This is a genomic window from Mesorhizobium sp. M0954, from assembly GCF_040319155.1.
Classification (GTDB): Bacteria; Pseudomonadota; Alphaproteobacteria; order Rhizobiales; family Rhizobiaceae; genus Mesorhizobium.
The window spans coordinates 225238-238630 of the sequence record NZ_JAMYNR010000009.1 but is presented as its reverse complement, the minus strand read 5'-3'; the positions used below and the strand labels follow the sequence as shown (position 1 = coordinate 238630).

Annotated in this window: 12 protein-coding genes; 6 read left to right on the top strand and 6 right to left on the bottom strand. The window is 63.3% G+C overall.

Annotated elements, in window-relative coordinates:
- The first annotated feature begins 89 nt into the window (after positions 1 to 89).
- The gene (locus NKH93_RS15250) at positions 90 to 1004 is read left to right on the top strand and encodes a LysR substrate-binding domain-containing protein (RefSeq protein WP_352500847.1); all 915 of its coding nucleotides are present in this window, start codon (positions 90 to 92) and stop codon (positions 1002 to 1004) included.
- Here NKH93_RS15250 and NKH93_RS15245 read toward each other — a convergent pair.
- On the bottom strand, positions 1001 to 1447 hold the full coding sequence (locus tag NKH93_RS15245) for an iron-sulfur cluster assembly scaffold protein (RefSeq protein ID WP_023678879.1): 447 nt from the start codon (positions 1445 to 1447) through the stop codon (positions 1001 to 1003). The genes NKH93_RS15250 and NKH93_RS15245 overlap by 4 nt on opposite strands.
- 240 nt (positions 1448 to 1687) lie before the next feature.
- Between NKH93_RS15245 and folE the strand changes: the two genes are divergently transcribed.
- The 3 genes from folE (at position 1688) to NKH93_RS15230 (ending at position 3885) form a co-directional block, all read left to right on the top strand.
- Entirely contained in the window at positions 1688 to 2323 is a 636-nt protein-coding gene (folE, locus tag NKH93_RS15240; protein WP_352466975.1) for a GTP cyclohydrolase I FolE, read from the top strand.
- A 35-nt stretch (positions 2324 to 2358) separates the two neighbouring features.
- Positions 2359 to 2829: a phosphoribosyl-AMP cyclohydrolase gene (gene hisI / locus NKH93_RS15235; protein ID WP_352473912.1), complete on the top strand. Its 471-nt coding sequence runs from the start codon at positions 2359 to 2361 to the stop codon at positions 2827 to 2829.
- Between the two features lie 84 nt (positions 2830 to 2913).
- Positions 2914 to 3885, top strand: a complete 972-nt coding sequence (locus tag NKH93_RS15230; protein ID WP_023678882.1) for a patatin family protein — start codon at positions 2914 to 2916, stop codon at positions 3883 to 3885.
- Between the two features lie 19 nt (positions 3886 to 3904).
- Here the strand turns inward: NKH93_RS15230 and recJ are convergent, their stop codons facing one another.
- The 5 genes from recJ to NKH93_RS15205 all read right to left on the bottom strand — a co-directional run bounded on the left by recJ (position 3905) and on the right by NKH93_RS15205 (position 9821).
- Entirely contained in the window at positions 3905 to 5689 is a 1785-nt protein-coding gene (recJ, locus tag NKH93_RS15225) for a single-stranded-DNA-specific exonuclease RecJ (RefSeq protein ID WP_352970770.1), read from the bottom strand.
- Positions 5690 to 5749: 60 nt separating this feature from the next.
- Positions 5750 to 6733 (bottom strand): class II fructose-bisphosphatase, encoded by a 984-nt coding sequence (gene glpX / locus NKH93_RS15220; RefSeq protein ID WP_352970768.1) that lies wholly within the window; start codon positions 6731 to 6733, stop codon positions 5750 to 5752.
- Positions 6734 to 6876: 143 nt separating this feature from the next.
- The gene (locus NKH93_RS15215) at positions 6877 to 8190 is read right to left on the bottom strand and encodes a homoserine dehydrogenase (RefSeq protein ID WP_352500850.1); all 1314 of its coding nucleotides are present in this window, start codon (positions 8188 to 8190) and stop codon (positions 6877 to 6879) included.
- A 40-nt stretch (positions 8191 to 8230) separates the two neighbouring features.
- A complete protein-coding gene (locus NKH93_RS15210; RefSeq protein WP_352970766.1) occupies positions 8231 to 9448 on the bottom strand; it encodes an LL-diaminopimelate aminotransferase in 1218 nt (405 codons plus the stop codon).
- Between the two features lie 40 nt (positions 9449 to 9488).
- Positions 9489 to 9821, bottom strand: coding sequence for a hypothetical protein (locus NKH93_RS15205; protein ID WP_352970764.1), 333 nt, complete (start codon positions 9819 to 9821; stop codon positions 9489 to 9491).
- Between the two features lie 151 nt (positions 9822 to 9972).
- Between NKH93_RS15205 and phaC the strand changes: the two genes are divergently transcribed.
- Both phaC and NKH93_RS15195 read left to right on the top strand, forming a co-directional pair.
- Positions 9973 to 11808 carry a class I poly(R)-hydroxyalkanoic acid synthase gene (gene phaC / locus NKH93_RS15200; protein ID WP_352614041.1) on the top strand — a complete coding sequence of 612 codons (1836 nt, stop codon included), beginning with the start codon at positions 9973 to 9975 and terminating at the stop codon, positions 11806 to 11808.
- A gap of 270 nt (positions 11809 to 12078) precedes the next feature.
- Positions 12079 to 13254, top strand: a complete 1176-nt coding sequence (locus tag NKH93_RS15195) for a YcbK family protein (protein WP_352970762.1) — start codon at positions 12079 to 12081, stop codon at positions 13252 to 13254.
- Positions 13255 to 13393 lie beyond the last annotated feature (139 nt).

Below are 13393 nucleotides of genomic sequence, written 5' to 3'. Positions count from 1 at the left end.
CGGCACTCCTTGAGCACCGATTAGAGCGCCGCTGGCCTTGCTCTTCAAACGAGTATAACGTCCACGTCAGATAACTCTGAGTTATGCGAATGAAGCGCGGACACCTCCCCCTGACGGCTCTGAGAAGCTTCGAAGCAGCCGGTCGTCACCTGAGCTTCAGCCGTGCGGCCGAGGAGCTTTATGTTTCGCAGGCGGCGATCAGCCGACAGATCCGCGAGCTCGAAACCTTCCTGCGCCAACCTTTGTTCTTCCGCCATCATCGCCGCGTCGAGTTAACCGACACCGGCCAGCGGCTGCTCGACCAGTTGGTCAGAAGTTTCGAGGGCATCGACAGGCTGCTTTCGGAATTGACGGCGGCCCCGACGCAGTCCGTGGTGCGTGTCAGCGTCGAGCCATCGCTTGCATCCGTATGGCTGGTGCCGCGGCTCAACCGCTTTCGCGAGTTGCGACCCGACATCGACGTTTCCCTTGAGGTCGACCCGAGATTGATAGAGTTTCGCAGCGATCAGCCCGAACTTGCCCTGCGTTTCAGTGCGCACGCCACCTCATGGCCACGCAGCGAAGCCGAACAGCTTGCCGCGGTCGTCGATTCCCCAGTTCTGTCGCCGGCACTTCTTGCATCCGGCCCAGCTCTGGAAAAGCCGATCGACCTTGGTCGCTATACATTGCTGCACGAAGAAAACCGTCAGGCTTGGGCGCGCTGGTTCGAAGCGGCGGGCGTGACGGCTGATGCCGTGCCTGCGCGCGGCCCGATGCTGGCCGATGCTTCGCTTTCGAAGCAGGCAGCCTTGCTTGGACATGGTGTCGCGCTGGGCGATCTATTGCAGATCGGCGAAGAACTTGCGTCCGGCGCGCTGATCAAGCCTTTCGACATCGACGTCGCGTCGGGCGCCTATTGGCTAGTGGCCAGAAGGCTGAATGACCTTTCCGAGCCAGCCAGGGCTTTTGCCGACTGGGTCCGGGCGGAATTCGCCGAAAGCCGGCGTTTTCTCGCCAAGGTTTAAGCTGCCTCTTCCGCCCGCTTCTTCTCGATCTGGCCGATGGCGTCGACCACTGCGTCGAAGGTCAGCATGGTCGAGGCGTGGCGCGCCTTGTAGTCGCGCACCGGTTCCAGGTATTTCAGGTCGGCGAAGCGGCCTTCGGGCGGCGGGCCGTTTTCCTTCAGCATCTTCAGCATCGTCTCGCGCACGCTGCGCAATTCTTCGGCGCTGGCGCCGACGACATGCTGCGCCATGATCGACGACGACGCCTGGCCAAGCGCACAGGCCTTCACGTCATGCGCGAAATCGCTGACGACGCCATCATCCATCTTCAGATCGACGGTCACCGTCGAGCCGCACAGCTTGGAATGTGCTCGTGCGGTTGCGTCGGGCCGGTCGAGCCGGCCGATCCGTGCGATGTTTCCGGCAAAACCCAGAATTTTCGCATTGTAGACATCGTCGATCATATTTTTCCAATCCGTCGCCGCCCAGCGAACAGTCATTGCCGCTCTGGCGTCTTCCTTTCGCTCGGCACGAACATATATAATGGCGGTAGTCGGGTATCGACAAGGCGACCACAAACCTCGTCATACCCAATTCTGTTCACGCCACTTACGGGCTGGAAACCGGGCGAGTTTCTGACACCCGAAAGGTCGTGGTCCGTTCAACTCGTTCCTCCTGAGAGAGGAACTACGGGAGACGCCTTTATGGACGCCGTTATCAAGAAGCTCATGCCGCGGTCTGCCTATATGGAAAAGCCGGTCACCGACCGGCCGAGCGAGGCCGAAGTCGAAGCCGCTGTGCGCACCTTGTTGCGCTGGACCGGCGACAACCCTGACCGCGAGGGCCTGATCGACACGCCGAAGCGCGTCACCAAGGCGTTCAGCGAAATGTTCAACGGTTATGATATGTGCCCAGCCGAGGAACTTGGCCGCACCTTTGAGGAAGTTGCCGGCTATGACGACCTCGTTCTCGTCAAGGACATATCCTTCCACTCGCATTGCGAGCATCACATGGTGCCGATCATCGGCAAGGCGCATGTCGGCTATCTGCCTGACGGCAAGGTTGTCGGCCTGTCCAAGATAGCCCGTGTCGTCGACATCTTCGCCCATCGCTTGCAGACCCAGGAAGCGATGACCGCGCAGATTGCCGGCGTCATCCAGGACGTGCTCAATCCGCGCGGTGTGGCCGTTATGCTTGAGGCCGAGCATATGTGCATGGCCATGCGCGGCATCCGCAAGCAGGGCTCCACCACGCTGACCTCAACCTTCACCGGCGTCTTCAAGGACACACCCGAAGAGCAGGTCCGCTTCGTCACCATGGTGCGCGGCGGCAGGATCTGATCGGCCTGCCGGCTTCGCTAGATAAGGACCGGCGAATGTCGGCATTGGAATTCCCGAAAGCTCCAACAGACAAGAAGGCACTCGAGGAAGGCGCGGTCCTTTCACCGCGCTTCGATGCTGCCGGCCTCGTCACTGTCGTGGTCACCGATGCCGAAGACGGCATGCTGCTGATGGTCGCGCATATGAATGCCGAGGCGCTGGCGCTGACGCTCGAGACCGGCATCGCGCACTACTGGTCGCGTTCGCGCAACGCGCTGTGGAAGAAGGGCGAAACCTCGGGCAATGTCCAGCAGGTCGTCGAGATGCTCACGGATTGTGACCAGGACGCGATATGGTTGCGCGTCAAAATGCTGGGTCACCAAGCAACTTGTCACACCGGCCGACGTTCATGCTTTTATCGGACGGTGGGGCTGAGCGATGGCAAAGGGACGCTTGCCAGCGACGGCAGCAAGCCGCTGTTCGATGCGGAAAAAACCTATCGAAAGCCCAATACACCATCAATATGAACCATTCGCAGCACTTCAGCCACGTATATTCATGATTTCGATACGGCCCGCCTATAGGATGACCGTGGGACAAGGGAGATTGTGATGCTCGACTGGGCGTCATTGCGCAACAGACCTGACGTTCGGGAGGCCAATGGCCTCTCCTCGGCCGCGGGCGCATCCGAAACCAAATCTCCGGGCAAAACTGGGATTTCGCTGGCATTGGGTGGCGGCTGTGCGCGCGGCTGGGCGCATATCGGCGTGCTGCGCGCGCTTGATGAAGCCGGCATCGAAGTGTCGATGATCGCCGGCACCTCGATCGGCGCCCTGGTCGGCGGCTGCTATGTTGCCGGCAAGCTCGACGAGTTGGAAGAATTCGCGCGCAGCCTGACCAGGCGGCGCATTTTTGGCCTTCTCGACCTCAATCTACGCGGCAGCGGCCTGTTCGGTGGCATGAAGCTCGATGCGCGGCTGCGCGAGCACATAGCCGGCATCCGCTTCGAGGACCTGCCAAAACCATTCGTCTGCGTCGCTTCGGAAATCCGCACCGGCCATGAGATCTGGCTGTCGAGCGGCTCGTTGAGCACCGCAATGCGCGCCTCCTACGCGCTGCCCGGCGTGTTCGAGCCGGTCGCCTGCAATGGGCGTGTGCTGGTTGACGGCGCACTGGTCAATCCGGTGCCGGTCTCGGTCTGCCGTGCCTACGAGCAGCCGCTCGTGGTTGCGGTGAACCTTCACTACGATCTGTTCGGCCGCGCCGCGGTGATCAAGCACAATGCCGGCGAGCTGGTCATCGAGAAAGACGCGCCGAGGGCCGGCCACGCCGATCCAGAACGCCAGTCGCGCGAGACGCGGCTCGGCATTACTGGCGTCATGGTCGAGGCCTTTAACATCATCCAGGACCGCATTTCGCGCGCCAGGCTGGCCGGCGACCCGCCGGACATATCGCTGCAGCCGAAGCTCAGCCATATCGGCCTGACCGAATTCCACCGCGCCGACGAAGCGATCCGTATCGGCTACCAGGCAACGATGGCGCAGATCGGCGACCTGACCCGGCTGCAGACCGTCCTCGCTTAGGCAGGGCGGCAGCGAGCTCTCAGGCAAGCGCCGCGTCGACGATGCGGAACTGCACCGTGCGGTTGCCGTTCCAGTGGTTGCCCGACAGCGAGCCGGCGACATGCACCGGCTTACCCCTGTTCTTGAACAGGAATTCGCCAAGAGCCGTGTCGACCGCGCGAAAGGCGATCGCCTGGATGCGGCCGCCGCTTTCCGACTGCAGGTCGGCGCGGATGTGGTTGCTGCCGACCGCCCGCGCATCGACAAGCCGGTGGCGCGGCAGCGCGAACACCGGCGCAACATGCCCGGCGCCGAACGGCCCTGCCCTCTCAAGCGCATCGAGCAGCGCAAGCGTCGCGCCCTCGGCGGCAAGCGCGCCGTCGATCGCCAGGCTCTCCTCGCCTTGCAGGCGGAACACATCCACCGCCGCGCGCTCTTCGAAGAAAGCCCTGAGTTCGCCGAGCTTCGCCCGCTCGACAGTGATGCCGGCCGCCATTCCGTGGCCGCCGCCCTTGACGATAAGTCCGGCATCGGCAGCCTCGCGCACCAGCCGGCCGAGGTCGAAGCCAGACACTGAACGGCCTGAACCGGTACCGACACCATTGGCGTTGAAGGCGATGGCAAATGCGGGCCGGCGCGCATGGTCCTTGAGCCGCGAGGCAAGCAGGCCGACAATGCCCGGGTGCCAGTTGCTGCTGGCTGTGACCACGATGGCCGGACCATTGCCGCCGGCAAGCTCGGCATCGGCCTCTGAGCGCGCGGCGGCCAGCATCTCCTGCTCCATCGACTGCCGCTCCTGGTTGAGCCGATCCAGCGTCTCGGCGATGGTGCGGGCTTCGACCGGGTCGTCGGTTGCAAGCAGGCGGCTGCCAAGTGCTGCGTCGCCGATGCGCCCGCCGGCGTTGATGCGCGGGCCGATCAGAAAGGCCAGATGGAACGTGCTGATCGGCTCGCCTATACGCGAGACCCGCGCCAACGCCGCCAGCCCTTCGTTTCTCTGCTGCCGCGCCACCTGCAGCCCCTTGACCACGAAGGCGCGGTTGACGCCGGTGAGCGGCACCACGTCGCAGACTGTGCCCAGCGCCACTAGGTCGAGCAGGCCAAGCAGGTCCGGCGGTGCGGCATCCGGCAAGCGGCCGCGCAGGATCTTCGCGGTCTGCACCAGGCAAAGGAAGACGACACCGGCCGCACAAAGATGACCTTGGCCGGAAAGGTCGTCCTCGCGATTTGGGTTGACGACCGCAGCCGCCGCCGGCAGCGGCCCGCCGACCTGATGGTGATCGAGCACCACGACGTCGGCGCCGGCGGCCTTTGCGGCGTCGATGGAAGCAGCACTGTTGGTGCCGCAATCGACGGTGACGATCAGCGTCGCGCCGCGCGAGACGAGTTCGCGCATCGCTTCCGGATTGGGGCCGTAACCCTCGAAGATGCGGTCCGGTATGTAGATCTCCGACGCCACCGAGAAATATGCGAGAAAGCGCTTGAGCAGCGCCGACGAGGCGGCGCCGTCGACATCGTAGTCGCCAAAGATCGCCACTTTTTCCCTGGCCATCACCGCCTGGGCGATGCGAGCGGCGGCCCTGTCCATGTCGGTCAGCGATGCCGGGTCGGGCAGCAGATTGCGGATGGTCGGATCCAGAAACCGCTCGGTCTGATCGGCGGTGACGCCGCGCCCGGCCAGCACGCGCGCCACGATGTCGGGCACGCCATAACCTTGCGCGATGGCGAGCGCGGCCATGTCCTGGCGCTCGGTCAGCCGGTGTTCCCAGGAAACGCCGGTGGCCGATTGCCTGACATCGAGGAAAAAGCGTCTTTCCCCCGTCACGTGACGCGCCGTCTGCAATTTGTCATTGCGCACAATATGCAACGGCTAACTGAGTCGAAATCAAAACTTTTCCAGATCCTGGTGCCTGGCCTTGATCTCGCGCACGGTTCGCGATGACGAGCGCAGCACGATCGTATGCGTGGTGATGAAATTGCGGCCGAACTTGACGCCGGCCAGCATATTGCCGTCGGTGACGCCGGTCGCGGCAAACAGCGCGTCGCCGCGTGCCATGTCTTGCGTGTGGTAGATCCGTTTTGGGTCGGAGATCCCCATCTTCGCGGCGCGCGCCAGCTTTTCCGGCGTATCGAAGATCAACCTGCCCTGCATCTGGCCACCGGTGCAGCGCAAGGCGGCAGCTGCGAGCACGCCTTCGGGCGCGCCTCCGGTGCCGAGATAGATGTCGATGCCGGTCTCGTCCGGGTCGGTGGTATGGATGACCCCGGCGACATCACCGTCGCCGATCAGACGGATCGCGGCTCCGGTCGCCCGCACGGCTTCGATCAACGCGCCATGGCGTGGCCGGTCGAGAATACAGGCGGTGATCTCCGCCACCGGCACGCCCTTGGCCCTGGCGAGGCTGGCGATGTTTTCGGCCGGCGAGGCATCGATGTCGATGATGCCGTCGGCATAACCCGGACCGATCGCGATCTTGTCCATATAGACGTCCGGCGCGAACAAAAGGCTGCCTTTTTCGGCAATGGCGATAACGGCCAGTGCGTTGGGCAGGTTCTTGGCGCAGATCGTCGTGCCTTCGAGCGGATCAAGCGCGATGTCGACAGCCGGGCCTTGGCCGGTACCGACCTCTTCGCCGATATAAAGCATCGGCGCCTCGTCGCGCTCGCCTTCGCCGATCACCACCGTGCCGTTGATGGCAAGACGGTTGAGCTCCTGCCGCATGGCATCGACCGCGACCTGGTCGGCGGCTTTCTCGTCGCCGCGTCCGCGCAATCTGGCGGCCGCGACCGCGGCGCGTTCGGTGACGCGCACCAATTCCATGGTCAGTATCCGGTCGAGGCCGGCGACAATGTTCTGGGCCACATTCATCGATGGACAATCCTCGTTGGCAGTTTAGCCTCCCGCCAGAGACGCGCTTCTTGTGTCAAAGCCCCGTGACAACAGCAAGACCTGCGTTGGACCTTTTTGAAAGCGCAGCAATATCAATCGATTAAACGCAAAATGTGAGACTGCTATCCGGCCCGCTCGATGCGGATGACTTGCGGCTTGTCGGTCAGAAGGCTGTCCCTGGTGATGCCGTCGACGGCCTTGCGCACCGCCGCCTCGGTCGTCTCGTGGGTCACCAGGATGACCGTCTTCTGTGCCTCGGTTTCCGGCCCGGCGGCATGCTGAACAATCGATTCCAGCGAAATGTCGTTGTCGGCCATGCGCTTGGCTATTGCCGCGAAGACGCCGAGGCGGTCGTGCACGGTCAGCCGGATGAAATAGCCGCCGGCATGGCTGCGCATCTGCGCTTTCTTGTAAGGCTTCAATTCCTTCGCCGGCCGGCCGAAGACCGGACCATGCTGGAAGCCAGGCCGGCTCTTGGCGATGTCGGCAATGTCGCCGATCACCGCCGACGCGGTGGCGTTGCCGCCGGCGCCAGGGCCGGAAAGCAGCAATTCGCCGAGGATGTCGGTTTCGATCGCCACCGCATTGGTGACGCCGTGCACCTGCGCGATGACCGAGGCCGTCGGCACCATGGTCGGGTGCACGCGCTGCTCGATGCCGCTTTCGGTGCGTTGGGCGACGCCAAGCAGCTTGATCCGGTAGCCGAGATCGCCGGCCGCGCGGATGTCGGCCTGGCTGATGTTGGAGATGCCTTCCATGTAGATATCGTTGGCGGCGATCCTCGTGCCGAAGGCAAGGCTGGTCAGGATCGACAGCTTGTGCGCGGTGTCGTGGCCCTCGATGTCGAAGGTCGGGTCGGCTTCGGCATAGCCCAGCCGTTGCGCATCCTTCAGGCAGGCATCAAAGGACAGGCCCTCGGCTTCCATGCGCGTCAAAATATAATTGCAGGTACCGTTGAGGATTCCGAAAACGCGGGTCACCGAATTGCCGGCCATCGCCTCGCGCATCGTCTTGATGACCGGAATGCCGCCGGCCACCGCCGCCTCGTAATTGAGCAGCACGCCTTTCCTCTCGGCGATCTCGGCCAATGCCACCCCGTGCTTGGCAAGCAGTGCCTTGTTGGCGGTGACGACGTGGCGGCCGGCCTCGAGCGCCGCTTTGACGGACGAGCGTGACGGGCCTTCGTCGCCGCCGATCAGCTCGACGAAGACATCGATCTCGGCGGTCTGCGCCATCTTGACGGCATCGTCGAACCACTGTGCTGTGCCAAGATCAACGCCGCGGTCGCGTTTGGGATCGCGGGCCGAAACCGCCGACACGACGATGTCGCGTCCGCACTGTCGCGTCAGTTCAGCCGCCTTGTCGCGCAGCACGCGGGCCACCGACGCACCGACGGTGCCGAGCCCGGCAATTCCAACACGCAACGCTTCAGCCATGTCCGGCGACGCCCCATTCAGTCGGTCGATGTGTAGAAGATCAGCGAAGCGCGGCGAGCGGTACGACGTTATTCGGCTGCTTGGCGCTGGATGCGAGGAAGCGCTTGATGTTGCGCGCCGCTTGCCGGATCCGGTGCTCGTTTTCGACCAGCGCGATGCGCACGTGATCGTCGCCATGCTCGCCGAAGCCGACGCCCGGCGCCACCGCGACGTCGGCGTGCTCGATCAGGAGCTTGGAGAATTCAAGCGAGCCAAGGTGCTTGAACGGCTCCGGGATCGGCGCCCAGGCGAACATCGATGCCGCCGGTGCGGGAATGGTCCAGCCGGCGCGGCTGAAAGCGTCGACCATGACATCGCGGCGTTTGCGGTAGACGTCGCGCACTTCCGCGATGTCGGCGCCATCGCCGTTGAGTGCATGCGCCGCCGCCACCTGGATCGGCGTGAAGGCGCCGTAGTCGAGATAGGATTTCACTCGCGTCAGCGCCGAGATCAGCCGTTCATTGCCGACCGCAAAACCCATGCGCCAGCCCGGCATCGAAAAGGTCTTCGACATCGAGGTGAACTCGACGGCGACGTCTATGGCGCCCGGCACCTGCAGCACCGAAGGCGGCGGATTGCCGTCGAAATAGATCTCCGAATAGGCAAGATCCGACAGGATGATGATGTCGTTCTTCCTCGCGAAGGCCACCACCTCCTTGTAGAAATCGAGCGAAGCGACCAGTGCCGTCGGATTGGACGGATAATTGAGGATCAGTGCCAGCGGCTTCGGGATCGAATGGCGGATGCCGCGCTCCAGGGCCGGGATGAAGCCGTCGTCCGGCTCGACCTGCAGCGAGCGGATGACGCCGCCCGACATGATGAAGCCGAACGCATGGATCGGATAGGTCGGATTAGGGCAAAGGATCACGTCGCCGGGGGCGGTGATCGCCTGCGCCATATTGGCGAAGCCCTCCTTCGAGCCGAGCGTCGCCACCACCTGGCTGTCCGGGTCGAGCTTCACACCGAAGCGGCGGGCATAGTAGTTGGCCTGGGCACGACGCAGGCCCGGAATGCCGCGCGACGACGAATAGCGGTGCGTGCGCGGATCGCGTACCACCTCGCAGAGTTTGTCGACGATGGCCTTGGGCGTCGGCAGGTCCGGATTGCCCATGCCAAGGTCGATGATGTCGGCGCCGCGCGAGCGCGCGCTGGCCTTCAGCCGGTTGACCTGTTCGAAGACATAGGGCGGAAGCCGGCGGACCTTGTGAAATTCTTCCATGGCAGTTCCAGACAGTGAGGTTGCGGTCGCGCGTATAAGCCTATTTGCAACTAGGGTCGAGAGCGGGGTCGCATTTGCCTTCGATCTGCTTCAGCGCCTCGGCGCCGTGTTTTTTTGCCAGCTGGTCCAGCGCTGCCTGGTCCGCAACCTTAACGCCGCCGCCCTTGGCGGCCTGGCTCTGCTCCTCGGCCTTCAGTTGGGCGAGCTTGGCGTTCTTTTCCTCGTCGGTGAATTGCTCGGCCGCCACCTGCGGCCGGATGTTCAGGTTCGGATAGGAACCGGTGTCCTTCGCGCCGACAAGGCCGGTGGCGGGCGCCGCACCTTCCATGTTGCTGCTCGTGCAACCGGCCATCGCCAACATGACGAGCGCCATGCGGCAAAAACGACCAGTGCCGGAAAAAACGTTCTTGCCAATATTAATCGTCATGTTGTTTTCCTGGCGGCCGGGTTAGAGCACATTGGACCCTGTTCGGTATCCCATGGTAATATGTCAACAAAACGCTTCGGGAGGAACCCCGCGAACCATGTCCAAAACACCCGATTCGGGCAAAGCGGAAGATGACCAACCTTCGACCGTCGAGCAATATCTGGTGAAGGACCCGGAACGCTTCGCGCTGAACATGGCTCGCATGATCGAGCAGGCCGGCAAGGCCGCCTCGGCATGGGCCGAGCCGCGGGAAAAAGGCGAGGTGCGCGATCACGTCGCTGAGCCGGTCGTCGACATGGTGAAGACGTTCTCCAAGCTCACCGAGTACTGGCTCTCCGACCCGCAGCGCGCGCTGGAGGCGCAAACGCGGCTGTTTTCCGGCTACATGACCGTCTGGGCCAACGCCGTCCAGCGCATCGGCGCCGGCGCCGAGGACGCCGAGGACGCGGTCAAGCCCGAGCGCGGTGACAAGCGTTTCCAGGACCCGGAATGGGGCCGCAACGCCTTCTTCGATTTCCTCAAACAGGCGTATCTGGTCACCTCGCGCTGGGCGGCCGAACTGGTCGAGCACGCCGACGGCCTGGACGAGCACACCCGCCACAAGGCCGGCTTTTATGTCAAGCAGGTGTCCAATGCCATCTCGCCGTCGAATTTCATCCTGACCAATCCGGAATTGTTTCGCGAGACTGTCGCCTCCAACGGCGAAAACCTGGTGCGCGGCATGAAGATGCTGGCCGAGGACATTGCCGCCGGCAAGGGCGACCTGAAGCTGCGGCAGGCCGATTATTCGCTTTTCGAGATCGGTAAGAATCTCGCCACCACTCCCGGCAAGGTGGTCGGCCGCAGCGACGTCGCCGAAATCCTGCAATACGAACCGACTACCGACACCGTGCTCAAGCGGCCGCTGCTGATCTGCCCGCCATGGATCAACAAATACTACATCCTCGACCTCAACCCGCAAAAATCCTTCATTCGCTGGGCAGTCGAGCAAGGCCACACCGTCTTTGTCATCTCCTGGATCAACCCGGACGAGCGGCACGGCGCCAAGAGCTGGGAGGCCTATATCAGGGAGGGCCTGCAATACGGCCTCGACACGATCGAGAAGGCCACCGGCGAAAGGCAAGTCAACGCCATCGGCTATTGCGTCGGCGGCACGCTTCTGGCGGCGGCCCTGGCACTGATGGCGCAGGAAGGCGACAACCGCATCAAATCCGCCACCTTCTTCACCACCCAGGTCGATTTTACCTATGCCGGCGATCTAAAAGTGTTCGTCGACGAGGAGCAGGTCGCGGCCGTCGAAAAGGCGATGAACGAGAAAGGCTATCTCGACGGTACCAAGATGGCGACCGCCTTCAACATGCTGCGCTCGGGCGACCTGATCTGGCCCTATGTCGTCAACAACTACATGCGCGGCAAGGATCCCCTGCCTTTCGACCTGCTGTACTGGAATTCCGATTCGACCCGCATGGGCGCTGCCAACCATTCCTTCTATTTGCGCAATTGCTATCTCGAGAACAGGCTTTCGCAAGGCATGATGGAACTGGCGGGCCGCACGGTTTCGCTGAAGGACGTTACCATTCCGGTCTACAACCTCGCCTCTAAGGAGGACCATATCGCGCCGGCGCTTTCGGTCTTCCTCGGCTCGAAATATTTCGGCGGCGAGGTCGATTACGTCATGGCCGGCTCCGGCCACATCGCCGGGGTCGTCAATCCGCCGGCGGCGCAGAAATATCACTACTGGACCGGCGGCAAGCCGGCCGGCGACTTCGACCAGTGGCTCGCCGGGGCCACCGACCATCCCGGTTCCTGGTGGCCGCACTGGCAACGCTGGATCGAAGCCAAGGACAATACCCGCGTACCGGCCCGCAAACCGGGCGAGCATATGCAAGTTCTAGGCGAAGCCCCCGGCACCTATGTCAAGGTGCGCGTGTAACCATCTGTAATGTGTGGTGAGTTGACGCGCCGCCAAAAGCGGGCGAAATGGTGCCGTCAACCCTGAGCAGCCTTGATTCATCCTCTAGCCGCCAAATTACTTTGAGGCTTGCAGATTTGACACAGGTCTCGTTTCCGGTTCGGGGAACAAGGGTCATTTCGACGAGACGTTTGGACGCCGCGCCAATGACGAACCGGTCGGATATCGAGGGGGAATTTTGTTTTGAGATCAGCAGGATCGCGCCTCGCGAAGGGAGAAAGCCGCGCCATTGTGGCGGCGCTTTTCTCGGTGCTCCTGGCGTCCTGCACCTCGGCCGGCGACCCGACCATGTCGGTCGGCATGCCAGGCTACAATACCTCGGCTACCGAAATCAGCACGGCCGCCGGTGCGCCCCAGGCCAGCACGGCCGCATCATCGTCGCAGATGACAAGCGCACAAATGACGATGAATGCCGACGGCGACGCCAACCTTCCCGAGCAGGTCGCCTATGTGCCGGTGGCCAAGCCAGGGGCCAAGCTCGACGCTGGATTCCCGATCGCCGTCCCCACGGCAGCCGAGACGATCGCGGGACACACGCCGCAACCGCTGCAACCACACGCCCAGACAGCCGAACAGGCCGTGGCGCAGAACAGTGCTGATGCATCGAAGCCCGACGCCAAGGCCGCCGCACCGGCGATGACCAACCCGGTTTATGTGACCGCCGGCGAGATGCCGCAGCCACAGGCCTACGCGCCGAAGAAAAACTTCCTGGCCTCACTGTTCAGCGCCACGCCTGCTTCGGCGGCACCTTCTTCGCCGGCCAACAGCAGAGCGGGCGGGCAGCCAACGGTCATGCAGGCCAAGGCGACGCCTGCGGCAAAACCTACCGTCACCCTGGCCTCGGCCAATCCGGCTGAAAAGCCGGTGCAGCTGGTGTCGACGGGCGATACCAGTCACTTCACGGCCGATGCGCTGCCCGGCGTGCGACAGACGGCGCTGTTCGAGATCAAGCGCAAATCCGGCCTCGACGATGAGAGTGACGTCGATCTCAACGAAGACGAAGGTTCGGGTGGCGCCTACCAGGTCGCCTCCGCCGCCGGCCTTGCCCGGCTGGCGCCCAACGGCCTCCTGAAACAGAACGAAAGCGTCGATGTCGCCTGCTTGAAGCCGTCGCTGGTTCGCGTGCTGAAGACGATCGAAGGCCACTACGGCCGCAAGATGACGGTCACCTCCGGCTATCGCGATCCGGCCCGCAACCGCCGCGCCAACGGCGCAAAGAATTCGCTGCACATGTACTGCGCCGCCGCCGACATTCAGGTTCCCGGCGTCTCGAAATGGGAACTGGCGAGCTATATCCGCACCATGCCGGGCCGCGGCGGCGTCGGCACCTACTGCCACACCGAATCCGTCCATGTCGATGTCGGCCCCGAGCGCGACTGGAACTGGCGCTGCCGCAGGCGCGGCTAGGTTCTTTCCGGCGCCGCGACGCCCCTTCCCCGGCGACGTTGTACTTTGCCGCAACCAGCTTCGCCGGCAAAAACACGCGGTTTGGAGCCAAAGGAAAAAAGTTGTCGCAGCCGGCGGCAGACGGGTTGCCGGTTTGTCG

What these genes read in the sequence shown, in the direction of transcription:
- NKH93_RS15215 (WP_352500850.1), bottom strand. Translation starts at nt 8,190, where the DNA reads ATGGCTGAAGCGTTGCGTGTTGGAATTGCCGGGCTCGGCACCGTCGGT.
- phaC (WP_352614041.1), top strand. Translation starts at nt 9,973, where the DNA reads ATGTCCAAAACACCCGATTCGGGCAAAGCGGAAGATGACCAACCTTCG.
- NKH93_RS15250 (WP_352500847.1), top strand. Translation starts at nt 90, where the DNA reads ATGAAGCGCGGACACCTCCCCCTGACGGCTCTGAGAAGCTTCGAAGCA.
- glpX (WP_352970768.1), bottom strand. Translation starts at nt 6,733, where the DNA reads ATGAATGTGGCCCAGAACATTGTCGCCGGCCTCGACCGGATACTGACC.
- NKH93_RS15245 (WP_023678879.1), bottom strand. Translation starts at nt 1,447, where the DNA reads ATGATCGACGATGTCTACAATGCGAAAATTCTGGGTTTTGCCGGAAAC.
- folE (WP_352466975.1), top strand. Translation starts at nt 1,688, where the DNA reads ATGGACGCCGTTATCAAGAAGCTCATGCCGCGGTCTGCCTATATGGAA.
- NKH93_RS15205 (WP_352970764.1), bottom strand. Translation starts at nt 9,821, where the DNA reads ATGGCGCTCGTCATGTTGGCGATGGCCGGTTGCACGAGCAGCAACATG.
- hisI (WP_352473912.1), top strand. Translation starts at nt 2,359, where the DNA reads ATGTCGGCATTGGAATTCCCGAAAGCTCCAACAGACAAGAAGGCACTC.
- NKH93_RS15210 (WP_352970766.1), bottom strand. Translation starts at nt 9,448, where the DNA reads ATGGAAGAATTTCACAAGGTCCGCCGGCTTCCGCCCTATGTCTTCGAA.
- NKH93_RS15230 (WP_023678882.1), top strand. Translation starts at nt 2,914, where the DNA reads ATGCTCGACTGGGCGTCATTGCGCAACAGACCTGACGTTCGGGAGGCC.